General features: G+C 51.8%; 22 protein-coding genes and 2 pseudogenes. 8 read left to right on the forward strand and 16 right to left on the reverse strand.

All coding sequences use genetic code 11. The features are described 5' to 3' along the window. Nucleotides 1-106 precede the first annotated feature (106 nt). Genes JY391_RS04775 through JY391_RS04785 form a run of 3 tightly spaced genes read left to right on the forward strand, consistent with a single transcriptional unit; the run spans nucleotide 107 to nucleotide 4,328 of the window. On the forward strand, nucleotides 107-1,654 hold the full coding sequence (locus JY391_RS04775) for a restriction endonuclease subunit S (protein WP_211935307.1): 1,548 nt from the start codon (nucleotides 107-109) through the stop codon (nucleotides 1,652-1,654). After that, nucleotides 1,651-3,246: a restriction system-associated AAA family ATPase gene (locus JY391_RS04780; RefSeq protein ID WP_048299626.1), complete on the forward strand. Its 1,596-nt coding sequence runs from the start codon at nucleotides 1,651-1,653 to the stop codon at nucleotides 3,244-3,246. Before JY391_RS04775 ends, JY391_RS04780 begins: the two co-directional genes overlap by 4 nt. Then, complete coding sequence (locus JY391_RS04785; protein WP_211935308.1) at nucleotides 3,246-4,328, forward strand: hypothetical protein; 1,083 nt, start codon at nucleotides 3,246-3,248, stop codon at nucleotides 4,326-4,328. Before JY391_RS04780 ends, JY391_RS04785 begins: the two co-directional genes overlap by 1 nt. Nucleotides 4,329-4,649: 321 nt before the next feature. Here JY391_RS04785 and JY391_RS04790 read toward each other — a convergent pair. The 10 genes and pseudogenes from JY391_RS04790 to sitA form a co-directional block, all read right to left on the reverse strand. Then, nucleotides 4,650-4,888, reverse strand: a pseudogene (locus tag JY391_RS04790) (cell filamentation protein Fic); the annotation flags it as partial. A 52-nt stretch (nucleotides 4,889-4,940) separates the two neighbouring features. Next, nucleotides 4,941-6,052 (reverse strand): IS3 family transposase gene (locus JY391_RS04795; protein WP_211935309.1). Its coding sequence is split into 2 segments (ribosomal slippage): nucleotides 4,941-5,791 and nucleotides 5,791-6,052, totalling 1,113 coding nucleotides; the frame shifts between segments, so codons are not numbered across the junction. 103 nt (nucleotides 6,053-6,155) lie between these two features. Beyond that, nucleotides 6,156-6,449: pseudogene (locus tag JY391_RS04800) on the reverse strand (cell filamentation protein Fic); the annotation flags it as partial. Between the two features lie 356 nt (nucleotides 6,450-6,805). Beyond that, nucleotides 6,806-8,053: a low affinity tryptophan permease TnaB gene (tnaB, locus tag JY391_RS04805; RefSeq protein ID WP_060569402.1), complete on the reverse strand. Its 1,248-nt coding sequence runs from the start codon at nucleotides 8,051-8,053 to the stop codon at nucleotides 6,806-6,808. A 117-nt stretch (nucleotides 8,054-8,170) separates the two neighbouring features. After that, on the reverse strand, nucleotides 8,171-9,586 hold the full coding sequence (gene tnaA, locus JY391_RS04810; RefSeq protein WP_211935310.1) for a tryptophanase: 1,416 nt from the start codon (nucleotides 9,584-9,586) through the stop codon (nucleotides 8,171-8,173). A gap of 257 nt (nucleotides 9,587-9,843) precedes the next feature. Next, a complete protein-coding gene (tnaC, locus tag JY391_RS23955) occupies nucleotides 9,844-9,921 on the reverse strand; it encodes a tryptophanase leader peptide (protein WP_072014995.1) in 78 nt (25 codons plus the stop codon). 162 nt (nucleotides 9,922-10,083) lie between these two features. After that, entirely contained in the window at nucleotides 10,084-10,932 is an 849-nt protein-coding gene (gene sitD / locus JY391_RS04820) for an iron/manganese ABC transporter permease subunit SitD (protein ID WP_211935311.1), read from the reverse strand. Next, nucleotides 10,923-11,780, reverse strand: coding sequence for an iron/manganese ABC transporter permease subunit SitC (gene sitC / locus JY391_RS04825; RefSeq protein ID WP_211935775.1), 858 nt, complete (start codon nucleotides 11,778-11,780; stop codon nucleotides 10,923-10,925). Before sitC ends, sitD begins: the two co-directional genes overlap by 10 nt. Continuing rightward, nucleotides 11,780-12,595 carry an iron/manganese ABC transporter ATP-binding protein SitB gene (gene sitB / locus JY391_RS04830; RefSeq protein WP_042288665.1) on the reverse strand — a complete coding sequence of 272 codons (816 nt, stop codon included), beginning with the start codon at nucleotides 12,593-12,595 and terminating at the stop codon, nucleotides 11,780-11,782. Before sitB ends, sitC begins: the two co-directional genes overlap by 1 nt. After that, nucleotides 12,592-13,509 carry an iron/manganese ABC transporter substrate-binding protein SitA gene (sitA, locus tag JY391_RS04835; RefSeq protein WP_181822630.1) on the reverse strand — a complete coding sequence of 306 codons (918 nt, stop codon included), beginning with the start codon at nucleotides 13,507-13,509 and terminating at the stop codon, nucleotides 12,592-12,594. The genes sitB and sitA overlap by 4 nt, the downstream gene beginning before the upstream one ends. Nucleotides 13,510-13,712: 203 nt before the next feature. Between sitA and JY391_RS04840 the strand changes: the two genes are divergently transcribed. Beyond that, nucleotides 13,713-14,072 (forward strand): nitrous oxide-stimulated promoter family protein, encoded by a 360-nt coding sequence (locus JY391_RS04840; RefSeq protein ID WP_042288659.1) that lies wholly within the window; start codon nucleotides 13,713-13,715, stop codon nucleotides 14,070-14,072. Nucleotides 14,073-14,119: 47 nt separating this feature from the next. On the opposite strand, the gene flhA is transcribed toward JY391_RS04840, so the two are convergent. The 6 genes from flhA to hypA form a co-directional block, all read right to left on the reverse strand. Next, complete coding sequence (gene flhA, locus JY391_RS04845; RefSeq protein WP_181822631.1) at nucleotides 14,120-16,198, reverse strand: formate hydrogenlyase transcriptional activator FlhA; 2,079 nt, start codon at nucleotides 16,196-16,198, stop codon at nucleotides 14,120-14,122. A gap of 144 nt (nucleotides 16,199-16,342) precedes the next feature. Beyond that, a complete protein-coding gene (gene hypE, locus JY391_RS04850; RefSeq protein WP_042288653.1) occupies nucleotides 16,343-17,353 on the reverse strand; it encodes a hydrogenase maturation carbamoyl dehydratase HypE in 1,011 nt (336 codons plus the stop codon). Continuing rightward, complete coding sequence (hypD, locus tag JY391_RS04855) at nucleotides 17,350-18,471, reverse strand: hydrogenase formation protein HypD (protein ID WP_211935312.1); 1,122 nt, start codon at nucleotides 18,469-18,471, stop codon at nucleotides 17,350-17,352. The genes hypE and hypD overlap by 4 nt, the downstream gene beginning before the upstream one ends. Next, nucleotides 18,471-18,743, reverse strand: a complete 273-nt coding sequence (hypC, locus tag JY391_RS04860) for a hydrogenase 3 maturation protein HypC (protein WP_042288645.1) — start codon at nucleotides 18,741-18,743, stop codon at nucleotides 18,471-18,473. The genes hypD and hypC overlap by 1 nt, the downstream gene beginning before the upstream one ends. Next, nucleotides 18,734-19,606: a hydrogenase nickel incorporation protein HypB gene (gene hypB / locus JY391_RS04865; protein WP_042288643.1), complete on the reverse strand. Its 873-nt coding sequence runs from the start codon at nucleotides 19,604-19,606 to the stop codon at nucleotides 18,734-18,736. The genes hypC and hypB overlap by 10 nt, the downstream gene beginning before the upstream one ends. Nucleotides 19,607-19,671: 65 nt before the next feature. Then, a complete protein-coding gene (hypA, locus tag JY391_RS04870) occupies nucleotides 19,672-20,028 on the reverse strand; it encodes a hydrogenase maturation nickel metallochaperone HypA (protein WP_211935313.1) in 357 nt (118 codons plus the stop codon). Nucleotides 20,029-20,238: 210 nt separating this feature from the next. Here hypA and hycA point away from each other — a divergent pair, with 210 nt between their 5' ends. The 4 genes from hycA to JY391_RS04890 all read left to right on the forward strand — a co-directional run bounded on the left by hycA (nucleotide 20,239) and on the right by JY391_RS04890 (nucleotide 24,207). Then, a complete protein-coding gene (gene hycA / locus JY391_RS04875; protein ID WP_042288635.1) occupies nucleotides 20,239-20,700 on the forward strand; it encodes a formate hydrogenlyase regulator HycA in 462 nt (153 codons plus the stop codon). Between the two features lie 146 nt (nucleotides 20,701-20,846). Next, nucleotides 20,847-21,458 carry a formate hydrogenlyase subunit HycB gene (gene hycB, locus JY391_RS04880; protein WP_012907204.1) on the forward strand — a complete coding sequence of 204 codons (612 nt, stop codon included), beginning with the start codon at nucleotides 20,847-20,849 and terminating at the stop codon, nucleotides 21,456-21,458. Next, nucleotides 21,455-23,281 carry a formate hydrogenlyase subunit 3 gene (gene hycC / locus JY391_RS04885; protein ID WP_211935314.1) on the forward strand — a complete coding sequence of 609 codons (1,827 nt, stop codon included), beginning with the start codon at nucleotides 21,455-21,457 and terminating at the stop codon, nucleotides 23,279-23,281. The genes hycB and hycC overlap by 4 nt, the downstream gene beginning before the upstream one ends. A gap of 2 nt (nucleotides 23,282-23,283) precedes the next feature. Next, the gene (locus JY391_RS04890; RefSeq protein ID WP_211935315.1) at nucleotides 23,284-24,207 is read left to right on the forward strand and encodes a respiratory chain complex I subunit 1 family protein; all 924 of its coding nucleotides are present in this window, start codon (nucleotides 23,284-23,286) and stop codon (nucleotides 24,205-24,207) included. The last annotated feature ends 2 nt before the right edge of the window (nucleotides 24,208-24,209 follow it).

Raw genomic sequence — 24,209 nt, forward strand, 5'->3', positions numbered from 1 at the left:
CATATTTGAATGTATTCTAAGTAAGAGAAAATAGAAATGTTAAAAAACAAAAATCAACTTACGAATACAAAACTACGGATTTGCTACATGATAAAAGGTGTAGAGAATGAGTGAAGCTCGTTGGATTGTTCCTAAAAACTGGGAATGGACAACTATCTCCCGGATTGCAAAGGTCGTTGGGGGAGGAACCCCTTCAAGTAAAGTTCCAGATAACTTCACCAAAAATGGGATTCCGTGGATTACTCCTGCAGATCTCACTGGTTATTCAAATGCTTACATAAGTCATGGTCGTAGAGATTTATCTGAAATAGGCTATGCTTCATGTGGGGCAACGCTTTTACCTATTGGAACTGTGCTTTTCTCCTCAAGAGCACCAATTGGATATTGCGTAATCGCTGCAAAACAATTATCTACTAGTCAGGGTTTTAAAAATATTTTACTTAAGAAAGATATTCTCCCTGAATATGTCCGTTACTATTTGTTAAGCTCAAAACAATATGCTGAGAGTTTAGCTGGCGGTTCAACTTTTCTTGAGTTGTCCGGGCAGCGTATGGGTGAAATAGCCATTCCTATAGCACCTTTTGCTGAGCAAAAACGTATTGTTGAAAAAGTTAGTGGTTTGTTATCTCGTACGGCGAATGCTAAATATGAATTAGATAAGATTCCTGCACTAATTAATAGGTTTAAATCTATATTGCTAACGAATTTATTTGATAGTGAATCAACTATTAACGTTGATAAAATTAGCTTAAAAGACTTAGCGATCTCTGCGCAAAATGGAATTAGCAAGCGTCGTGGAGATACAGGAAGACCAATAAATGTTCTTAGATTATCAGATTTGTCTAATGCTAAATTTATAGGTGAGTCTCCTAGAACGATAGATTTGACTGAAGTTGAAGAAGAAAAATTCACGTTGCATGACGGTGATTTACTTTGCATAAGGGTAAATGGCAGCGAGAATTTAGTCGGTAGAATGTTAACATGGAATTCAAAAGAAAAATGGGCTTTTTGTGATCATTTTATACGGTATTCTCTAGATACAAAAAAGGTCATTCCTGAATATATTGAATATTTCTTCTCAACAGATAAAATAAGAAATGTTATCGAGACTTCGTTCGTATCGAGCGCTGGTCAGAAAACCGTCAATCAGAGTTTGATAGGCAATATATCAATACCAATACCAAATAAAAAAATTCAAGCTGAAATTGTGCGCCGCATTAAAAATAATTTGTTGTGGCTAGATCAAGTAGTCGTTGATTGTAATCTCTGCAATGAAAAGCTTTCTAAGCTAGATGCAGGAATTCTTTTAAGTGCTTTTAAAGGAAATCTGACAATACAAGATTCAAATGATGAGGTTGCAGAATTACTTCTCTCCAGAATAGTATCAGAGAGAATTTCGGTCCCTAAAACATCAAAATCAAGAAATAGCAAAAATAAGCCTATGATAAGTGATCCTAAAGCTCGCCTTTTACAAGACAGTGAAAGTTGGCCAGATAGAGGTCTTCCCTTCGATGAGGTAGCCAAAAGAACTCCAATTCCGCATGACACTATGCGCGATATCCTTTTTTCTTTATTATCTGAAGAAGAACCTGAGCTACAACAATTTTTCGATAAAGATGCAAAATGTATGTATCTTAAGCGGGTGAGAAAATGAGACTCCGTCGTTTAAAAATTGAACGTTCTTCTGCAAATGCAGGCCTGTTTGACGGTTTGGATGTCTGGTTTGGGCGCGGGGACGATGGGAAAATGGATGCTTCGTTTGCGCCTATTTGCCTCATTGGACCTAATGGATCGGGGAAATCTCAGTTCTTACAACTTTTAGCTGAGATTTTTCAAGCAGCATGGTTTGAACACGCCCCTACAGAAGAGCGTAAGAGCGCTAATGATGATGTTATTTTTGAACTAACCTATCTAATTCGACCAGATATTAATAGTGAGCCTGTTGAGGTTACTCTATTTAGGACAAAAAAAGGGCGCGGCGTAGGCCCAGTTGAATTACTTTATAGCGATAAAAAAATTAGCATTAAGGCGGGTACTAAACAATTTGGGAAATTTTTACCATCACTTATTATTGGTTACACCTCGGGTGACAATGAAACTTTAAGTTTACCATTTCTAGTTAGTAGGAGTGGTTATGCTGAAGATGTAGCTCGTGCTGCTTTAGGTGATTCAACAAAAGCTAGAGTAGCTGATAATCGGCTAGTGCTAATAGATTATAGTACCAACCTTGAAGTTTTGTTCTCGAACCTGATGCTTGGAGAGGAAAAATCGCGTAAGGAAATTTTAGCTCACGCTCGAATTTCAGATTTAGCTTCTTGTCGATGCGTTGTTCGTCTTGCTCATCCTGTCATTAACAAAGTTTCAAAATCGCAGTCATTAATTTCAGGAAGAAAAGGTATCCAGCTTACACCCGAACTTGAAAATATCATTCAATCTCTGAAGAATACAGCTACGTGCTGGAGTGAGGATGCGAAGACTGAAACTTACACTTTTGATTTTTTTATTACGCAAGCCACAAGGGACGCGTTCTCTCATTTTTGGAACGACGCTTTCTCGCTCTATCGAGATTTACATAAGCTTGCATTACTAAATGATTTGGCTATACCTAGACCTGCTCGTAAAAGATTAGAGCGGGCAGTAAAAGAGAGAAGGTTTGCATCAAGACTACCTGTGCCGCAGCAAGAGGATATGGTATTTGGTTTTGAAGAAGTTCGCTTTTGGCCTCTAGAGGATAGCAGAAATGCGGTTGACTATGTTTCTTTATCTGATGGGGAACATCAACAGGCTTTGATTCTGGGAACATATGCGATGATCTCCGAAGAGAATGCTCTTTTTTTACTTGATGAGCCAGAGTCACATTTTAACCCACAATGGCGAGTTAAATTTGTACAGCGCCTTATGGATTTAGGTGGAGAAAGAGCAAAACAAGAAATGCTCTTGACTTCTCATGCTCCCTTTGTTCCATCTGATATGCCTAAAAACCAAATTTTAATTTTCTCTCGTCCAAACGGGAAAATTGAAGTTGATGAGCCAAAAATAGAGACTTTTGGAGCGGCATTTGATCGGATTCTTGAAAGTTGTTTTGACATTAACCCACCGATTTCAAAGATCGCTGAAGAAAAAATAAATGAGTTACTCGAATCTGATAATATATCAGAAATCGAAGAAAACCTTAATGAACTTGGACAGTCTGTAGAGAAGGCTTTTTTGGCAAACCACCTAAGAATGTTAAAGAAGAATATCTAATGTTGTTTACTTATTCACCTAATGCACTTGCCGAAAACTGGCTAAATTCTGCTATAGTTAGCATTTTAAATGAAGGTATGACCAATATTCTTTCTGGACAAAGAATGGTTTCTTGGCCGAGAAATATACCGCTTGAACACAGAGAGTTATTGCGTAACCGACGTGGTATCCGAGATAGACTTACTGTGTTTTGGCGTGAGTATGCTAATTTAGAGCGACAACATCAGGAGGCTCTGCTGGTTGCTATGCGCGAGCAAACGTCTTTGCCTGAAGTTTTCAGTAATGATGCAGTATGTCCTAAAATTGATACATTCCCTGACGTTATCAGAGTAATTATAGACGACTTGTTTCGCTTTCTCTTTGAGAAACAATTGAGTAGTATAATTGTTCGTGAGAAAAGTTTACGTGATTTGCATTATGAATCAATCTATTTTAGCGTACCCAGCCATGTATGCCCTTTTTGCGGCCTTGGACATTTAAGAGCCCCTGGTGCTCCAAGGCATGCTCTTGATCACTATATGCCTATTTCAAAGTATCCTTTTGCAGGCGCTGATTTACGTAACCTTCCACCAATGTGCAGCGAATGCAATTCTGACTTCAAAAAAGATACTGATATTCTGATAGATGAGCATGAATCACGGTTGCATTGTATTGACCCATATAATGGTCCCGTGTTCAATATTAGCTTAGCTGAAAGTATTCCTTTTGCTGGAAGAATTGAAAGAGCTATTAGATTGCCCCAATGGATTATTGGTTTTGTTGGTGATTCTCAGGATTATGCTGAAAATTGGGATAGGGTTTTCAAAATTCGAGAAAGATATGAGAGAGATGTATTAAATGCTAATTTCAGGTCTTGGTTAGAACACTTTGCCGTTTGGTATTCTAATCCACGTACTAGGAATGCTTATGATGATATAATTGATTCATTCTCCGAATATATTGAGTCTGTTATTCAGGATGGATTTACAGATAAAGCCTTTTTAAAAGTTGAAGTTTTCAATCTAATTAGGAATGAATGCGTCCACCCCGAACGTGGGGAGGACATGATAGCTTTTCTGCAACTTCTAATTGATAATGTATAATTTTAGTTTATTGTTTCATGTTTGGATATCTCTGGAAAAGCTTGTCTGAAATTGAGTTCTTGATGGGGGATGATATGAGTTTATACTGAGATTTAGTATAATTCTTTTACAATGGATTTCACCCCTATTCCTTCTTTTAGGAGTAATTATGAATATTCATACAAGTTATGCTAAGCTGTCTCGTGCTGATATCATTCGCTCAATAGCAGCACCTAACTGTTAATGAGATAGGCTAGTCCTCCTCGAGGATAGAAGCTTCCGCTGAACCTACGCGCAAAAATTTGCGTATTTACGTCTTGCGGTTTCATTACTTCTTTATGCTTATCTGACCCTGTGCCTCATCGGCTCGTAGTTTATTGATAAGCCTGCATCGATTGCTGATATATATCGGCTTCATTTTGCTCCCCGCTATGATAAACCAGTGATTTACATCCTTCCTTAACGGCCATCACGTCGGCTAATAGTCGCGATAAGCCTCCGTTTCCCTCTCTGAATCTATGGAAGAGTATTAGCTCTACATGGGTTATGGCGATGGCGGTGATTAGTTGGTTTTCGTCCATGCCGCGTAAGGATACAGATACTTGGGGACGAAATCGTGTAAATAGACCCGTTTTAGTTCCAGGCATTTTTTGAGATTCCGGCCAAATAATGGTGTTGTCGATATTCCTCTGGCGTCATATTGTTGAGTGATTCATGCGGGCGTTCACAGTTATATTCTGACACCCATCTTTCCGTGATTTCCCGCACTTCATTCAGCGTTCTGAACAGATAAAAATCGAGTATTTCTGTACGGTATGTTCGGTTAAAGCGCTCAATAAAAGCGTTCTGCGTCGGCTTACCCGGCTGAATAAATTCCAGTTTTACTGCATGTTGCTCTGCCCATTCAGCAAGTACAAGTGAGATAAATTCCGGACCATTATCCATGCGTAGCATGGCCGGATAGCCGCGATTTGCCGCGATCCTGTCGAGTACCCGGACGACGCGAAGAGCTGGCAGATTCAGATCGATTTCAATCGACAACGCCTCACGGTTAAAGTCATCAACGACATTGAACGTGCGAAAACGACGGCCACAGACCAGGGCATCATGCATAAAATCGACAGACCAGCTCTGGTTCAGCGCTTCCGGTGTGGCCAGTGGCGAGGGATTACGTACTGGCAACCGTTGTTTGCCTTTACGGCGAAAATTCAGTTTCAGCAGACAATAAATACGATGGATCCTTTTGTGATTCCACGGGTATCCCTGCCGCCGCAGAACCTGGAAAAGTTTTGGAAAACCGTACCGTGGGTATCGCTCTGCCACTGCCTGCAACGCGACAATAACGGGTTCGTCACGCGTGGTATCCGGACGGTAATGGTAAACCGTTCTGCTCAGGTTAAGACTCCGGCAGGCCTGACGGATACTGAGTCCAAATGTCGTTATCAGATGAGTGACCAGCTCACGCTTAAAGGCTGGTTTTAAAGCTTTTTTTCGATAACGTCTTTCAGCGCCCGGTTCTCAAGGCTCAGGTCGGCAAACATCTGTTTGAGACGCCGATTCTCGTCCTCAAGATCCTTGATCTTTTTAATATCAGAAGCCTCCATGCCGCCGTATCGGGACTTCCAGTTGTAGTAGGTGGCTTCAGATATACCAGCCTCCCGGCAGACATCCTTAACAGTTCGTCCGGCTTCAACCGATTTGATTACGGCAATGATCTGATGCTCAGTAAAACGGGCTTTACGCATAGCGATCTCCTTTGTTGGCAGATTGATTATGCCGGAGGATATCTAAATGTGAATGGCACGATTATGCGGGATACTTACAATCGTTCATCAGTTTTGGCTACAGTGCTGAGGTCGCAAACATAAAGCCGCCTTTGCTGATGTTAACCGTTCTTTCTTGCCCAGCCCACTCGTAGATGTTACCTAACCAGCGGTGGTGCCAGCGTTTTAGCATGGCGACGCTGAGCTGTCCTTCCGGAAACTGTTCTTCAAAAACGGACTGGTAGAGTTGTTCTAACAGGACAAGTTCAGCCTCATTCATCTCATCAGAAGTCGCGATCCCCAGCTTGTTAGCCAAAACTTGTTCGCCAGAGTCTTTCTCATACTGGCCTTCACTGCTGGATACATGGTATCGGCTCATGGAGATGCCCTGTGTTATTAGAGGGATGGAAAAACAGAGAGAGTATAACGCTGGATGAAGATAGCAAACAATATACGTAAAATCAGGCACTTAATAAAGTGTAGGTTAAAATGTGGTTTTTATGCTTTGGTGGAAAATAATCGTTAGTAATCAGTATTAACACACCAATGCATCATGGGGGTATGGGCGTCGAGATTATCGATTGTACTCATGAAGTTGTGTCCAGTTCCCTGAATTTAAACGGATTGCGATGCTTTTCGTTTTCGTTGTTATCACATAAGGGGCTTATGATAACGGAGATAAGCAACTCAGGGAAAGCGAGGATCGAGACTTCTCGATCCTCATTCCATTTCGGTTTAGCCAAACCGTGGCAGGAGGTTAAAGGTGCTGCCGAACCAGCAAAGAATGACCGTAATGCCGAACAAGATCACCACCATGGGGATCGCTCTGCCGCCCCATACGGTGAACATTTTATCCGGAAAGCGTTCACGCGATTTCAGCGCAAGGAATGCCGGCACGATAACCGCCCAGATGGTGGCACACAGCCCGGCTCCACCAATCGCGTAGATAAAACCGTTTGGGAACAGCAGGTACAACGCAGCCGGAGGTAAAAAGGTAAACAGCAGGGTTTTGAATCGCCCGAGGGGGGAATTGTCGATTTTGAACAGATCCGCCAGGTAGTCGAACAGCCCCAGCGTGACGCCAAAGAATGAACTGGCTACCGCAAGGTTAGAAAAGATCAGCAGAAAAAACTCGATAATGCCATGTTGGTTAGTGCCTAAAAATGACTTTACCAGCGAATCAACATTGCCGCCTGAGGCGATGATCTCCTTGAAGTTGCTGCGATGAATATTGCCCATCGTGCAGTACAGCCAGAACAGATAAATCACCAGCGCCAACAGTGAACCAAAGACGATACTTTTGATCAGCTTATCCTTTCTCTTGCCGTAACAGATAATCAGGCTGGGAATATTGCCGTGAAAACCGAACGAAGCCAGGCAGACCGGAACCGCCATCAAAATATAGGGCAGATAGGTGCGATTGGCCTGTGGCTCGGCGATGTCCCTGAGAATGGAATAGTCAACCTGAAAGAAGAATGAGCCGAACACCACGATAAAGGCAATGATCTTAATGCCGAGAAAAAAAGAGGTGATGCGACTGGCGGCGAGAGAACTGATCCACAAAATGCTGGCGACGAAGATTGCGCTACCTATGCCCACGATCCTCGGATTCACATGTGTGCCGGTGTTAATCGCAATGGTTTCGCTAATGATTGCCCCGTTCGCCGAAATATAGGCATAGGTCAAAATATATAACACGAAAGCGACGGTGATGCCGCTGATGATGTTCCACTTCGCGCCTATTAAATCTTTCGTAATGGTGTTAAAGCTGGATCCTACGGGGTAATTAAGGTTGGCTTCTAATAACAATAACCCGGAATGCAACATGGAAAACCAGGAGATAATTAAAATAAACGCCCCCCAGAAAAACCACGCGCCAGCAAGGTCAACCGGTAAAGCAAACATCCCGCCACCAATAACGGTGCCGGCAATCACCATAATTCCCCAAAATGAGGAGTGTTTTTTATTTGCGTCTTCGTCCATGGCGTTCCCTTAATGATAACGGCTAATTAGGTGTTGTCGTCAGGAATATCAATAATGCCAGGCATGAATTCGCCAGCGGCGTTATCAAGGCGATAACGCCGCTGGCGTCAGGGTTAATTACACTTCCGCGAGTCGCGCGGTAAAGTGACGTAAGACTTTTGGCTCGTAGGTGAAGGTTAACCCTTTAATATTATGGGCATTATCTTTGACGTGTCCGAACGCTTCAATAATAAAGTCCATATGCGTTTGGGTGTACGTCGCGCGGGGGATGGTTAAGCGCAGCAGCTCGGCCGGACACGGTAGCTGCTTGCCGGTTTTCGGATCGCGGCCAAGCAGGAATGACCCAATCTCGACGGCGCGAATGCCCGCGACTTTATACAGTTCGCAGGCCAACGCCTGGGCCGGGAACTGCTCAGCAGGAATATGCGGCAGCAGCTTACCGGCGTCGACGAATGCCGCATGCCCGCCCGCTTGCTGACAGGTCACGCCGATGGCTTCCAGGCCGTCTACCAGGTATTGAACCTGCGCGATGCGGTAGGATAGCCAGTCCTGGTTCATCCCATCGTAGAGGCCCGCGGCCAGACGCTCCATTGCGCCGCCTTCCAGCCCGCCGTATGTCGGGAAGCCTTCCTGCACCACGCAAATCGTCCTGCATTCGGTATACACATCGAGGAAACTGTCGTCTTTAATGCACAGCAGCCCACCCATTGGCACCATGGCATCCTTCTTCGCTGACATGGCGAGCATATCCGCATACTTATAGGTCTCGCGGGTGATCTCTTCAATGGTCCAGTCCTGATAACCCGGCTCCCGTTGCTGAATAAACCAGGCGTTTTCCGCAAAGCGCGCCGAGTCCATTACCACCGGAATATCGTACTTCTTCGCGATAGCGTACATCGCTTTCAGGTTCGCGAGCGAAACCGGCTGGCCACCCGCCGAGTTACAGGTAATGGTCGCCACGATATAAGGGACATTATTCGGGCCGACGGTTTCAATTTCATGCTCCAGACTCTGCAGATCAAAATCACCCTTAAAGTCATTGCGAACGGCAGTATCAAACGCTTCCTTAATGTAGACGTTGCGAACGGTACAGCCGTTAATCTGGCTATGACCCTGGGTGGTGTCGAAGAAATAGTTGGAGAAAGCCACCATTTTGCTGCGATCGAGGCCTTTTTCCTGCTCGCGTTTTTTGATTAGCACCGGAATGTAGATTTGTTCAGCGCCGCGCCCCTGGTGCGTTGGAATGGTGTACTGATAACCAAAAATATCGTTCACCGCTTTGCATAACGCATAATAGCTTCGGCTGCCGCTGTAAGCTTCATCGCCGCGCATCATTGCCGCCTGCATATTTTGCGTGACGGCGCCGGTGCCGCTGTCAGTCAGCAGGTCAATAAAGACATCTTCGCTATCCAGCAGGAAGGGGTTCATCCCGGCGTTAATAATCGCATTGTCACGATGCTCTCGGGTGGTGCGTTTTACCGGTTCAATAACGCGAATACGAAAAGGTTCTGGCAGATGTTTAAAGTTATTCATGATGTCATCCTTTAATCTTTATTTTGGGCGTGCGATTCCCGGGGTTATTCATGAAATATGAAAACCACTTTTCTGACGCAATACGAATTCGTCTTTATGATTAACCGTAGATCGCCGAAACGACTGACCTTCGCCAATTTATCAGGGCGAGTCAAAACCGCTGCGGTGAAACAGAAATCATAAAAACAAGTATGGGATATCAGTTACTGGCTAAATAAATAGCCTGCAATGATATTGCGGTGGAGGCGTATGTGGCGTTAAGGACGGTGATTGACAATAACGGTGTCAATATTAAACCATTTGGACATTTTATAAGATGTGGTCAGGATGTTCATAATGTACGTTCTCCATTAGTCACGAATATACATTATGTTATTTTCTCTTTTTGTCTAATCTTTGTGCATTCAATTGTGAATTTGGTCACGAACGATGTCATTCAACGATTTTGTCAGCGTAAAAGAGGAGCGCTACGTCGCGTTCCTCTTTATGCCACGAAATCAGACGGGCTGGCGGCTCCGCATTTCAGATCGCCGATCGCGAAGGGATGAATAAATAAACGCGACGATAAAAATCACCGTAAACAGCACAACAATCGTTGGCGCAGGGGCGCTGTCTAAGAAAAAGGATAAATAGACCCCGAGAAACGCGCTGATCGTCGACAGCAACACCGCCAGCAACAGCGCGTGGCCAAAACGGCGGGTGAGCAGAATGGCAATCGCGCCAGGGGCGATCAGCAGAGAAATCGACAAAATAATGCCGACCGATTTTAACGTGGCGACAATGGTCAGGGCGATCATGCACAGCAGACCGTAATGCAGCAGCGTGGTGTTCAGCCCACAGGCTTTCGCCTGATGGGGATCGAAAGCGTGCAGCAGCAAATCTTTCCATTTTACGCCGATAATCAGCGCGATCCCCAGGGCAATAAGCGCGGTTTGCAGAATATCGACCAGCGATACCCCAAGCATGTCGCCGAACAGAATATGGTCCAGATGCACTTCAGACTGAATTGACACGTACAGCACCAGCCCTGCGCCAAACATACCAGAGAATACGATCCCCATGATGGTATCGCGTTTGATGCGGCTGTTATCGTCGAGAAAGCCCGTGGCGACAGCGCAAAACAGCCCGGCGATAAACGCGCCGATAGCCAGCGGCATACCGACGATATACGCCAGCACAATACCCGGAAACACCGCGTGACTCATGGCATCACCCATGAGCGCCCAGCCTTTCAGCACCAGAAAGACCGACAGCAGCGCGCAGGGAATAGCGACAATGACGGAAACGGCAAGGGCGTTCAGCATAAAGTCGAACTGAAAAGGCTCAAGCAGTGTGCTTAAGAACATGACGGCTCCTTAAGACGTGCGCGACGTCGGTTAGCGAGCAGTCCGTGCTTCGGCGCAAAAATAAACGCCAGCAAAAACAGTAATGTTTGCAGGACCACGATAATTCCTCCGGTGGCGCCGTCCAGCCAGTAGCTGAGCCAGGCGCCGAAGAAGCTGGTCAGGCCGCCAATGGCGACAGCGAGAGTCAGTAAACGTGGAAAGCGGTCGGTTAACAGCCAGGCCGTTGCGCCGGGCGTTACCACAAGGCAGATCACCAGAAAGGCTCCAACGGTTTGCAGGGCGGCAACGGTCGACACCGACAGCAGGGTAAAAAACAGCAGCTTCAGACGACCCGGGTTCAGGCCAATCGAACGGGCGTGGTTTTCATCAAAGAAGGTGACCATCAGGTCTTTCCACTTTAACAACAGGATGAGCAAAGAAACCACGCCGATAATTGCTAACTGCAGAATGTCTTCCGGCGCGATAGCCAGCACGTTACCGAGGATTATCGTCTGAATATTCACCGACATCGGGTTTAGCGACACCATAAACAGTCCGATGCCAAAAAATGAGGAAAAAATCAGACCGATAATGGCGTCTTCTTTTAACCGGGAGCGCTGATTAAGAAACAACATACTGCCCGCCGCCAGGCCGCCGGAAAGAAACGCGCCGACAGAGAAGGGAAGACCCAGCATATACGCCCCGGCGACGCCGGGCACGATCGAATGCGACAGCGCATCGCCAATCAGCGACCAACCCTTGAGCATCAAATAGCAGGAGAGAAACGCGCACAGGCCGCCGACCATCGCCGAGACCCACATTGCATTGAGCATATACTGATAGCCAAACGGCTCGGTCAGCCAGTTCATCATTGGCCTCCCTCAACCGTACGGCGGGCGATAAACGGGCGTTCATCATCAGTAATGATATGTTCTTCGCCGCCGCTGAGCGCGACGTGTCGCAAAACGCCGCTGAACGCCAGTTCCAGGTTTTCGGCGGTAAAGGTGGTATCGGTAGGGCCGCTAGCCAGCACCGTGCCTTTGATCATCACGGTGTAATCGCAAAACTCGGTTACCGAGCCGAGATTATGCGTCGATACCAGCATGGTGCGCCCCTCGTCGCGCAGTTCACGCAACAGCGCAATAATGCGGGCTTCGGTTTTAACGTCCACACCGGTGAAAGGTTCATCCAGCAGGATCACCTGACCCTCCTGGGCGATCGCTCTGGCAAGAAATACGCGTTTTTTTTGCCCGCCGGACAGTTCACCAATCTGGCGGTGGCGGTACGCCAGCATATCTACCCGTGCCAGCGCCGCATCGACGCGCGCATGATCTTCCGCGCTCGCTCGCCGCAGCCAGCCCATGTGACCGTAGCGTCCCATCATCACCACATCTTCCACCAGCACCGGAAAAGACCAGTCCACTTCTTCGGACTGCGGCACATAAGCGATCAGATTGTGCTTCAGCGCCTTGCTCACCGGCTGTTGCAGAATGGCGATATTCCCTGCAGCCAGCCGGACAAAGCCCATTAGCGCCTTAAACAGCGTCGATTTTCCCGAGCCGTTCACCCCGACCAGCGCGGCGATGGAGCCGCCCGGCACCTGAAACGTGGCATCCCGCAGCGCGGTGTGACCGTTGCGATACGTCACCGTCAGCTGATTCACGGTAATCGCAGATGGACTCATGGTTGGCTCCTCAGACCGTCGTTAATCCCTTTGACGATTGTTTCAGTGGTGACGCGCAGCAGCTCGAGATAGGTCGGAACCGGACCGTCTGCCGCGCTCAGGGAGTCGACATACAGCACGCCGCCATAGTGTGCGCCGGATTCCCGCGCCACCTGGCGGGCAGGTTTATCCGGGACGGTGCTTTCACTGAATACCGTAGGGATGTGGTGTGCTTTGATGGCGTCGATCACTTTGCGCACCTGCTTCGGCGTGCCCTGCTGATCGGCGTTGATTGGCCAGAGATAAAGCTCTTTCAGCCCGTTATCGCGCGCAAGGTAAGAGAAAGCCCCTTCGCTGGTGACCAACCAGCGTTTGTCGGCGGGGATCTTCGCCAGTTCGGCCTGTAACGGAGCCAGCGCCTTGCGGATTTCCGCTTTATAGGTCTCGGCGTTTTTCTGGTAAACCGCGGCGTTGTCCGGATCGTATTTCACCAGTGCAGCGCGAATATTATCGACATAGATTAAGGCGTTTTCTGCCGACATCCACGCGTGCGGATTAGGCTTCCCGTTATAGGGACCTTCGCTGATGCCCATTGGCTTCACGCCGTTTGAGACCGTGACTTCTGGTACGCCGTCCAAATGCTGGTAAAAGCGGGCAAACCACAGTTCCAGATTCAGGCCATTAGAGAGGATCAACTGCGCGCCTTGTGCCCGTTTAATGTCGCCAGGCGTGGGTTGATACTCATGAATTTCTGCGCCGGGCTTGGTGATGGAGCTGACGTCTGCCGCATCGCCCGCGACATTTCGCGCCATGTCAGCGATCACCGTGAAGGTGGTAATGACTTTGAATTTCTCTTTTGCATACGCAGGTGACAGCGCAAAAACGGCAAGTGCGCCAGTGAACAGGAGCGATGTTAAACGGGGCAGGTGCGGCATAGTATCCCTCATAATAAAGTGGTTAATTATTCATCGAATATAGCCTTTGCTATGTTATATAGCACAAGGTATAGATAAGATACAGTTAAATGAAAATAATTCTTATTTGACTGACCGGTGAGGAACCTGTCACCTTCGGGGGATAGTGTCGTGAATAGTTAAATTGTAGAATATATGCATCTTAATGCCGCGGAGGGCACATCATGACCGGCAAGCGTATTGCTCGTGAAAAATTGACGATTAAAAAGATGATCGCGCTATACGAAAGCCAGTGTCCGCAGGCGTCTGACGAATCAGGGCACTATGACGCGCTGTTCGCCTATGCGCAAAAGCGGCTGGACAGATGCGTGTTTGGCGAGGAAAAACCGGCCTGTAAACAGTGTCCGGTGCACTGTTACCAGCCCGCTAAGCGCGAGGAAATGAAGCAGATCATGCGCTGGGCGGGGCCGAGAATGCTCTGGCGGCATCCGATCCTCACCGTTCAGCATTTGATTGACGATAAACGTCCCGTTCCGGCGCTGCCCGAAAAATTTCAGCGTAAGAAGCGCAGGGAAGAGGGCTGAACGAGTAGGACGAATAAGGCGCATGCGCCTTATTCGTCAATGGCCTCTTACACCAGCGCGTCCTTATCAATCCCCAGTCTTTTCATGCGCGACAGCAGGGTGGTGCGCTTCAGGCCCAGACGCTGGGCTGCGCCTTTCGGCCCCGCAACCACGCCGTTGGTCTCTTTTAATACGCGCATAATCAACTGGTACTCATCCTCGCCGTCCTGCGCCACTTCGGTCGCCACCGGCGGCGTGTGAGGCGTGAGCATTCCCATATCCGGTAGCGAGAGCTGGAGCACGTTGCCTCTGGTGAGCAGTACGGCGCGCTCAATAACGTTTTCCAGTTCACGTACGTTACCCGGCCACTCCATACTGCTAAGCGTACGCAGGGTTTCCGCCGGAATGCTGTCGATATTGCGTCCCAGACGGCGGGCGATCTTGAAGGTAAACGCTTTGACCAGCAGTGGAATATCTTCCGGGCGCTCGCGCAACGGCGGCAACTGGATCGGAAAAACGTTCAGCCGGTAGTAAAGGTCGCTGCGAAACTCGCGGTCGAGAACCATTTTTTTCAGATCGCGGTTAGTGGCGGCAATCAGGCGCACATCGGTCTGGATCAGTTTGTTGCTGCCCAGCCGTTCAAATTCCTGCTCCTGTAACACGCGCAACAGTTTCGGCTGCAACTCCAGCGGCATATCGCCCACTTCATCCAGAAACAGGGAACTTTTATCCGCCAGCTCAAAACGGCCTATCCGCTGCGCGCTGGCACCGGTAAACGCCCCGCGCTCATGACCGAACAGATCGCTTTCCAGCAGTCCGGCGGGCATTGCCGCGCAGTTCATTTTCACCATCCGGCGTGCGTTGCGGCCGCTCAGGTTATGAATCGCCCGGGCAATCAACTCCTTCCCGGTGCCAGTTTCACCGAGGATCAGCACCGTACTGTCGCTTTGCGCGACCATCTCTACCTGCTTCAGCACGCTGTACATTGCCTCGCTGCGACCGATGATCTCGCCGAACTCACTGTCGACGTTGTTGAGCTGTTCGGTCAGCGCCAGGTTCTCGTCCACCAGACGTTCTTTCAGACGGTGGATTTCCTGATACGCCCGCGCGTTATCAACGGCGATCGCCACACGTTCGGCAATCTGGCGCAGCAACTTCAGGTTGGCGGTGGTAAACACTTTTTCTTCGCACTGCGCCAGTTTCAGCACCCCGACCATGCTATTGCCTGACATCAGCGGCAACAGGCACAGCGTCTGGATCTGATTACCCCAGGTTTCAAACAGCATCCGTTCATATGGCGCCAGCGCATCCCGTTCATTGAGGTTGATCAGCAGCATCTCTTTGCTTTTAAACACCCGTTCGGTCAGGGTACCGGCTTCATCGACTTCGCTCTGTTCGTGCGCGGGATGATTCTGATCGAGATAATGCGTGGAATAGATATTGAGTTTGTTTTTCCGGTGGCTGCGCAGAACGATGCTGATGTCGTCAATGTTGAAATAATGATGGATCTCTTTGGCGACTTCGCTCACCAGTTCGTCCATATCCAGACGCGAGAGCACCGCGTTGGTGATGGCGACCAGAATACGGAAGTTATCGCGCTCCCGGCACAGAAGTTCGTAATCGACGTTATTGGTTACCCGGCACTGGATCTGCTCTGCCACCACGCCGACGATCTGGGTGAAGGTTTGCAGGCGCTGGTATTCCTTTTCGCTCCAGGAACTTTCTTCACGGCGGGTAAACTCGCAGCCGCCGAAAATGCGTCCTTCCGCCGCCAGCGGCAGCAGGCAGTAATGCCCGAAGGGCTCATACAGACCGCCGGATGCCAGCTGCGGCCAGGTCTCGCTGAACTCGGTATAGTGACAGTGCAGGGCGTCAGGACGGGAGAGGATCCGACGAATCGGCCCGTGAGCCAGCACCGTCTCATCCTCATAAGCGACGGGTTTACCCTGTTCGCGCGTGGCGTAATACGATGCGCGCTGCGTTTCGGCTTGCCACAACACTATCGCCGCGCTGTCGGCAAGCGCAGAGCGCTTTACCAACTGCGAAAGCGCCTCACTCAGCGATTGCAGGTCGGGCTGCTGTAATAATGTACGAGTGATATCGAACAATCCTTGCTGCCCGAGATCGCTCATCGGTGTATACGACATGTTGCTTTTCCAGGAAAGTACCGCTGCGCGGTGAGAAAAGTGAGTTAAATTATAGGTATTCTTTTGCGTTTATTGCGGGCCACTGGGTCGACCCGCTTGTACTGGCCGGACAAGCATTTAGCGTCATCCGGCAACATAACGAACTTAACAGATCCGCGGCAGCGGCTCGGCGTGCGGGAGATCGAGCGTTCGCTTCACGCCGTACAGACCCGCCAGCCGCACGCCTTTACGCTCGACCACGTCACCAATCAGCGCGGCGTCGCGCCCCAGCGGATGCGCATGCAGCGCCGCCAGCACTGCTTCTGCCGCATCACGTTCCACGGCAATCACCAGTTTGCCTTCGTTGGCAAAGTTGAGCGCGTCCAGCCCCAGCAGCTCGCATACTCCCCGAACGGCAGGCTTTACGGGAAGTGCGGATTCGGACAGCTCAATGCCGTAACCGCAGGCGGCGGCAAATTCATGGACCACCGCGTTGACGCCGCCGCGGGTGGCGTCGCGCAGCGCCTTCACGCCCGGAATATCCCGCAGGGCCTGAATCAGCGGCGTCAGCACCGCGCAGTCGCTGACCAGTTCGCCGTCCAGCCCGAGCTGTTCGCGCAGGTTGAGGATAGTGGCGCCGTGGTCGCCAAGGGTGCCGCTGACCAGCAGCACATCGCCCGCAGACAGGGTTTGCGCGCCCCAGTGGATGCTGGCAGGAATCGCCCCCATTCCGGCGGTGTTGATAAACAGCTTGTCCGCCGCGCCGCGCTGCACGACTTTGGTGTCGCCGGTGACGATGGCGATATTTGCTTCGCGCGCGGTCGCCGCCATGCTGCTCACCACGGCTTTCAACGTCTCCATCGGCAGGCCTTCTTCAAGAATAAAGCCGCAGGAGAGATAGCGCGGAACAGCGCCGCTGACCGCCACGTCGTTGGCGGTGCCGCAGATCGCCAGCTTGCCGATATTGCCGCCGGGGAAAAACAGCGGGTCAATAACGTAGCTGTCGGTCGAAAAGGCCAGCCGATCGCCTTCGGCCACCAGTTGCGCCAGTTCCAGCCGCGCCTGGTCTTCCTGCTCGGCGAGCCATGGGTTGGCGAAGGCCTCCATAAACAAGCTGTTAATCAGCTGCTGCATGGCCTGTCCGCCGCTGCCGTGGGCGAGTTGTACGCTGTTCATGCTTCACACTCCTGCTGACGATACTGATACCAGGCGGCACATGCGCCTTCTGAAGACACCATCAACGCGCCAAATGCGCTTTCCGGGTTACAGGTTTTGCCAAACAACGGACACTGATGCGGCTTACATTTGCCGGTCAGCACTTCGCCACAGCGCGCGCGCGGGTCGTCGTAAACCTGCTGCGGCGCTGGACGGAAGTGGGTTTCAGCATCAAAACGCTGATAATCAGGCGTCAAATGCACGCCGGACGATTCAATCACCCCCAGACCGCGCCACTCGCTGTCGCCGGTCACGCAAAACACCTCGGCGATCGCCTGCTGCGCCAGCAGATTTCCGGCGTCGGGCACCACGCGGCGGTACTGGTTTTCCACCTGGCTGTGGGCCGCTATTTTCTGCTCAACCAGCATCACTACGCCTTGCAGTAGATCAAGCGGTTCGAATCCGGCGACCACCAGCGGACGATCGAACTCATGTGCTATGAAATCATAGGCGTTGGTGCCAATCACCATACTGACGTGGCCCGGCGCGAGGAACGCGTCGATGCCGTTGTCGGGCTGCTCAAGCAGGCTGCGCAGCGTCGGAATGAGGGTGATGTGCTGACAGAAAAAGTAAAAGTTCTGCACATCGCGCTGTTTCGCCTGCTGTAAGGTAATGGCTGTGGTTGGCATGGTGGTTTCAAAACCCAGACCGAAGAACACCACTTTGCGCGTCGGGTTTTCCTGCGCCAGTTTAAGGGCATCCATCGGCGAATAAACGATGCGCACATCCGCGCCGCGGGCTTTCGCCTGTAACAGCGATCCCTGTTTGCCGGGTACGCGCATGGCGTCGCCAAAGGTACAAAAAATCACCTCCGGGTGGCTGGCGATTTCAACGCAGCTGTCGATTCGCCCCATTGGCAGTACGCAGACCGGGCAGCCCGGGCCGTGAATGAATTCCACGTTATCCGGCAGCAACTGGTCGAGACCAAACTTAAAGATTGCGTGGGTATGACCGCCGCAGACTTCCATAATGCGCAGCGGACGTTCAGGGGTGTAAGGCAGCAGCGCGGCGCGTTCGCGCAGGTGCTCAATCAACTGCATCACCTGTTCCGGCGCGCGGTATTCGTCAACAAAACGCATTATTTTTCCTCGCCGTACAGCAAAGCGCCGACGTCCGGCTCTACATCAAACATGTTTTGTAGCGCGTCGAGGGTGTCGCGCGCTTCGGCTTCGTTGATGACGCTCATCGCGAAACCAACGTGCACCAGTACCCATTGACCGAGACGCGGCGCGCCGTTTTCGTCATGGCTGCCGACCAGCGTCAGGTCGACGTCGCGCTGGATGCCGCAGACGTCGACTTTGGCCTGGTTACCGTCAATGGCGCGGATTTGGCCGGGAACGCCTATGCACATCGCTGTGCCTCCAGCCAGTTGAGCCATTTCTCCATCCCTTCGCCGCTGGTGGCGGAAATGAGGATGATCTCGATGTCCGGGTTGACTTCCCGGGCGCTGGCCATGCATTTCTCTACGTCAAAATTGAGGTACGGTAGCAGATCGACTTTGTTAAGCAGCATTAACGAGGCGGCGGCAAACATATGCGGGTATTTCAGCGGCTTGTCTTCACCTTCGGTAACGGAAAGCACCGCGACCTTGTGGCGTTCGCCGAGATCGAAGCTGGCCGGACAGACAAGGTTGCCGACGTTTTCGATAAACAGGATGCCGTTATCGTCAAGCGGTAAGCGTGGCGCGGCGTCGGCAATCATCTGTGCGTCGAGATGGCAGCCTTTGCCAGTGTTGACCTGAATCGCTGGCGTGCCGGTCGCGCGAATGCGCGCGGCATCGTTGACCGTTTGCTGGTCGCCCTCAATGACCGCGCACGGAACCCGGTCTTTCAGCTTCATCAGCGTTTCGGTGAGCAGGGTGGTTTTACCGGAACCAGGGCTGGAGACGAGGTTGAGCACCAGGTGTTGACGGGCGGCGAAGCGGGCGCGGTTGCGCTCGGCCAGACGGTTATTTTTATCCAGCACGTCGATTTCTACTTCCAGCATGCGGCGCTGGCTCATGCCCGGCGCGTGGGTGCCGGCTTCACCGTGTCCGTAATGCAGATCGCCTTCTTCGCTCTGGCTTGGGGTGAAGGCAGACGTTTTAATACCGGTAATATTCAGCGCCGGGCGGGCTGCCGGGGCAAAAGGCGCGCTACGAAACGCCGAATGCGGGTTATGCTCATCACCCTCTATATAAAGGTTGCCTTCAGCGCAACCGCACGTTGTACACATTGCTCACTCCTGGTCTCTTTCTTGTTACAGGCTTTCTGCCGGATAAGGCGCAACCGCCGCCCGGCTTAATCTTCTGTTCCATCAATTTCAATTCGCCGAATCTGTAATCCGTCGTCTGCCACGATGCGTAGCGTATCGCTGTTGCATTGCGGACAATGGCGTACGCGGTGGGTCAGTAACGTGACGTATTCCTGACAGCACTCGCACCAGCATTCGGCTTCTTGCTGTTCGAGGTGCAGTTTACAACCTTCCGCAACAGTGCCACGGCATACCAGATCAAAACAAAAGGAGAGAGCGCTGCTTTCAACGCAAGAAAATGCGCCAATTTTGAGCCAGACCCCAGTTATGCGTTTTGCGCCATGCGCAGCGGCCTGCTGTTCGATCAATTCCAGCGCCCGCTGGCAAAGGGTGATTTCGTGCATGTTGCCTCCCGATGTGATGGCCAGGGTTAAGCAATAAGCGTGCCAGCATGATTATTGTTAAGGCTCGCTGATGACGACGATGACGAAATGACATGTCATTCGCGCGACGAAAGCGAAGGGTGAATTTTAAAAATTATTAAAAACAAAGAGTTAAAAAGTGGCATGGAATATGCTTATGGCTGGCTATCTCAGTTAAACGGGTAACCTGTCATGACTATTTGGGAAATAAGCGAAAAAGCCGACTACATCGCGCAGCGGCATCGTCGCCTACAGGACCAGTGGCATATTTACTGCAATTCGCTGGTCCAGGGGATCACCCTGTCAAAAGCGCGGCTGCATCATGCGATGAGTTGCGCGCCGGATAAAGACCTGTGCTTCGTCCTGTTCGAACACTTTCGCATCTACGTGACGATGGCGGAGGGCTTTAACAGCCACACCATTGAATACTACGTCGAAACGAAAGACGGTGAAGATAAACAGTTGATTGCGCAAGCCCAGCTCAGCATTGAAGGCAGTGTGGACGGTCGGATCAGCAACCGCGACCGCGAGCAGGTGCTGGAACACTATCTCGACAAAATCGCCAGCGTTTATGACCGTCTGTATGCCGCCGTCGAGAGCGGTTCGCCGATCAATCTGAGCCAACTGGCGGCGGGTGAAAGCCCGGCAGCGTAAGACCGGGACACGACCCGTTTGACATCGTGACGTCGCCGTACGTGTCGTCACGGGAATTTTTAGGGACAGATGTGTCGATAAGTGTCGAAAGTGACATTTCATCGCCATCTTTTCGTCAAAAATGACTATCACCTGAGGAATGCCTGGTGAATCGTTTTGTAATTGCTGACTCCACGCTCTGTATCGGCTGCCACACCTGTGAAGCCGCCTGTTCAGAGACGCATCGCCAGCACGGCCTGCAGTCTATGCCGCGCCTGAAAGTGATGCTTAACGAAAAAGAATCTGCGCCGCAGCTGTGCCACCATTGTGAAGACGCGCCCTGCGCCACCGTGTGTCCGGTTAACGCCATTAACCGGGTGGATGGCGCCGTACAGCTTAATGAAAGCCTGTGCGTCAGCTGCAAACTGTGCGGCATCGCCTGCCCGTTTGGCGCCATTGAATTTTCCGGCAGCCGACCGCTGCACATTCCGGCGAACGCGAATACACCAAAAGCGCCGCCCGCGCCACCCGCGCCGGCTCGCGTCAGCACGCTGCTGGACTGGGTGCCTGGCGTACGGGCTATCGCGGTGAAGTGCGATCTGTGCAGCTTCGACGAACAAGGCCCGGCCTGCGTGCGGATGTGTCCGACCAAAGCCCTGCATCTGGTAAATAACATGGATATCGCCCGCGCCAGCAAACGTAAGCGTGAGCTGACCTTTAACACCGATTTCGGCGATCTCACCTTGTTTCAGCAGGCTCAGAGTGGGGATGCAAAATGAGCGCAATTTCATTAGTCACCAGCGGCGTGGCCTGGTTCGCCGCCGCCGCGGTTCTGGCATTTCTGTTTTCGTTTCATAAAGCGCTGAGCGGCTGGATCGCCGGGGTTGGCGGTGCGGTCGGCAGCCTGTGTGCGGCTGGCGCGGGTTTTACGGTGCTCATCAGCGCAACTGCCGTCAGCGGCCTTATGCCGGCGATCGGTCATAGCGTACAAATCACCCCGCTGAATGCGATCTGGCTGATCACCCTCGGACTGTGCGGACTGTTCGTCAGCCTCTATAACATCGACTGGCATCGTCACCCGCAGGTTAACGCTAACGGCCTGTTGGTGAACCTGCTGATGGCGGCGGCAGTTTGCGCGGTGGTGGCCAGTAACCTCGGCACACTGGTGGTGATGGCGGAAATTATGGCGCTGTGCGCTGTGTTCCTGACCGGATGCACTAAAGAGGGCAAGCTGTGGTTTGCGCTGGGGCGTCTCGGTACGCTGCTGCTGGCGATCGCCTGCTGGCTGGTGTGGCAGCGCTACGGCACGCTGGAACTGCGTCTGCTGGGCGTGCGCACCCAGACGCTACCGCTGGGCTCGGATATCTGGCTGCTTGGCGTCATCGGCTTTGGCCTGCTGGCAGGGATTATTCCGCTGCACGGCTGGGTGCCGCAGGCGCACGCAAACGCCAGCGCGCCAGCCGCGGCGCTGTTCTCTGGCGTGGTCATGAAGGTCGGACTGCTGGGCATCCTGTCGCTGTCGCTGATTGGCGGCAACGCGCCGCTGTGGTGGGGCGTTACGCTGCTGGTGCTTGGGATGATCACTGCTTTTGTCGGTGGTCTGTATGCGCTGATGGAACATAACATCCAGCGTCTGCTGGCTTACCACACGCTGGAAAACATCGGCATTATCCTGCTCGGTCTCGGCGCGGGCATCACCGGCATTGCACTGAATCAACCGGCGTTAATCGCGCTGGGGCTGACCGGCGGGCTGTATCACCTGGTGAACCACAGCCTGTTTAAAAGCGTACTGTTTTTGGGGGCTGGCAGCATCTGGTTCCGTACCGGTCACCGCGACATTGAAAAGCTGGGCGGCATCGGTAAGCGTATGCCAGTCATTTCTGTCGCGATGCTGGTGGGGTTGATGGCGATGGCCGCGCTGCCGCCGCTGAACGGCTTCGCAGGCGAGTGGGTGATCTATCAATCGTTCTTCAAACTGGGTAACAGCGGGGCCTTTGTGGGTCGCCTGCTGGGGCCGCTGCTGGCGGTTGGCCTGGCGATTACCGGCGCGCTGGCGGTGATGTGTATGGCGAAAGTGTTTGGCGTCGCCTTCCTTGGCGCACCGCGCACTAAAGAAGCGGAAAACGCCTGCTGTGCGCCGATCCTGATGGGCGTAAGCGTGGTGGCGCTGGCGATTTGCTGCGTGCTGGGCGGCGTCGCCGCGCCGTGGCTGCTGCCGATGATCGCCACAGCCGTTCCGCTACCGCTGGAAACGGCGAACACCACGGTTTCACAACCCATGATCGCACTGCTGCTGATCGCCTGTCCGCTGCTGCCGTTCATCATCATGGCAATGTTTAAGGGCAACCGCCTGCCGTCACGTTCGCGCGGTGCGGCGTGGGTCTGCGGTTACGATCATGAGCAGTCGATGGTCATTACCGCGCACGGCTTTGCCATGCCGGTGAAGGAGGCTTTCGCGCCCGTCCTCAAACTGCGCAAATGGCTGAATCCGGTTTCGCTGGTGCCGGGCTGGCAGAACGCGGCGGCGCCGTTGCTGTTCCGTCGCCTGGCGCTGATTGAACTGGCGGTACTGGTGGTGATTGTGGTTTCACGAGGAGCCTGAGAATGAGTGTCTTATATCCGTTAATTCAGGCGCTGGTGTTATTTGCCGCTGCGCCGCTGTTGTCCGGCGTGACCCGCGTGGCGCGCGCCCGTCTGCACAATCGCCGCGGGCCGGGCGTTCTGCAGGAGTACCGCGACATTATCAAACTGCTCGGTCGACAAAGCATCTCCCCTGCCGACTCCGGCTGGGTGTTTCGTCTGACGCCGTTTGTGATGGTTGGCGTGATGCTGACTATCGCCACCGCGCTGCCGGTGGTGACCGTCGGTTCGCCGCTGCCGCAACTGGGCGATCTGATCACCCTGATTTACCTGTTCGCCATCGCCCGTTTCTTTTTCGCCATCGCCGGTCTGGATACCGGCAGTCCGTTCACCGCCATCGGCGCCAGCCGTGAAGCGATGCTCGGCGTGCTGGTGGAACCGATTCTGCTGCTGGGGCTGTGGGTCGCCGCGCAGGTGGCGGGTTCCACCCACATCAGCAATATCACCGATACGATTTACCACTGGCCTGCGGCCCGCAGTATCCCGCTAATCCTCGCGCTGTGCGCCTGCGCGTTCGCCACCTTTATCGAGATGGGCAAACTGCCGTTTGACCTGGCGGAAGCGGAGCAGGAGTTGCAGGAAGGCCCGCTGACGGAATACAGCGGTAGCGGCTTTGCGGTACTGAAATGGGGCATCAGCCTCAAGCAACTGGTGGTGTTGCAGATGTTCGTCGGCGTGTTCCTGCCGTGGGGGCAAATGGAAACGTTCAGCATGGGCGGTCTGCTGCTGGCGCTGGTGATTGCCGTCGCCAAGTTGTTCATCGGCGTGCTGGCGATCGCCCTGTTCGAAAACAGCATGGCGCGTTTGCGTTTTTGCGCCACTTCCCGCGTGACCTGGGCCGGTTTTGGGTTTGCGTTTTTAGCGTTCGTCTCCTTGCTGGTGGCGTGATT

The organism is Citrobacter sedlakii (genome assembly GCF_018128425.1).
Taxonomy (GTDB): Bacteria; Pseudomonadota; Gammaproteobacteria; order Enterobacterales; family Enterobacteriaceae; genus Citrobacter_A; species Citrobacter_A sedlakii.

Bases quoted from the DNA above. Each gene is read 5' to 3' on its own strand.
- JY391_RS04775 (WP_211935307.1), top strand. From the start codon at position 107: ATGAGTGAAGCTCGTTGGATTGTTCCTAAAAACTGGGAATGGACAACT.
- JY391_RS04780 (WP_048299626.1), top strand. From the start codon at position 1,651: ATGAGACTCCGTCGTTTAAAAATTGAACGTTCTTCTGCAAATGCAGGC.
- JY391_RS04785 (WP_211935308.1), top strand. From the start codon at position 3,246: ATGTTGTTTACTTATTCACCTAATGCACTTGCCGAAAACTGGCTAAAT.
- tnaB (WP_060569402.1), bottom strand. From the start codon at position 8,053: ATGGACGAAGACGCAAATAAAAAACACTCCTCATTTTGGGGAATTATG.
- tnaA (WP_211935310.1), bottom strand. From the start codon at position 9,586: ATGAATAACTTTAAACATCTGCCAGAACCTTTTCGTATTCGCGTTATT.
- tnaC (WP_072014995.1), bottom strand. From the start codon at position 9,921: ATGAACATCCTGACCACATCTTATAAAATGTCCAAATGGTTTAATATT.
- sitD (WP_211935311.1), bottom strand. From the start codon at position 10,932: ATGTTCTTAAGCACACTGCTTGAGCCTTTTCAGTTCGACTTTATGCTG.
- sitC (WP_211935775.1), bottom strand. From the start codon at position 11,780: ATGAACTGGCTGACCGAGCCGTTTGGCTATCAGTATATGCTCAATGCA.
- sitB (WP_042288665.1), bottom strand. From the start codon at position 12,595: ATGAGTCCATCTGCGATTACCGTGAATCAGCTGACGGTGACGTATCGC.
- sitA (WP_181822630.1), bottom strand. From the start codon at position 13,509: ATGCCGCACCTGCCCCGTTTAACATCGCTCCTGTTCACTGGCGCACTT.
- JY391_RS04840 (WP_042288659.1), top strand. From the start codon at position 13,713: ATGACCGGCAAGCGTATTGCTCGTGAAAAATTGACGATTAAAAAGATG.
- flhA (WP_181822631.1), bottom strand. From the start codon at position 16,198: ATGTCGTATACACCGATGAGCGATCTCGGGCAGCAAGGATTGTTCGAT.
- hypE (WP_042288653.1), bottom strand. From the start codon at position 17,353: ATGAACAGCGTACAACTCGCCCACGGCAGCGGCGGACAGGCCATGCAG.
- hypD (WP_211935312.1), bottom strand. From the start codon at position 18,471: ATGCGTTTTGTTGACGAATACCGCGCGCCGGAACAGGTGATGCAGTTG.
- hypC (WP_042288645.1), bottom strand. From the start codon at position 18,743: ATGTGCATAGGCGTTCCCGGCCAAATCCGCGCCATTGACGGTAACCAG.
- hypB (WP_042288643.1), bottom strand. From the start codon at position 19,606: ATGTGTACAACGTGCGGTTGCGCTGAAGGCAACCTTTATATAGAGGGT.
- hypA (WP_211935313.1), bottom strand. From the start codon at position 20,028: ATGCACGAAATCACCCTTTGCCAGCGGGCGCTGGAATTGATCGAACAG.
- hycA (WP_042288635.1), top strand. From the start codon at position 20,239: ATGACTATTTGGGAAATAAGCGAAAAAGCCGACTACATCGCGCAGCGG.
- hycC (WP_211935314.1), top strand. From the start codon at position 21,455: ATGAGCGCAATTTCATTAGTCACCAGCGGCGTGGCCTGGTTCGCCGCC.
- JY391_RS04890 (WP_211935315.1), top strand. From the start codon at position 23,284: ATGAGTGTCTTATATCCGTTAATTCAGGCGCTGGTGTTATTTGCCGCT.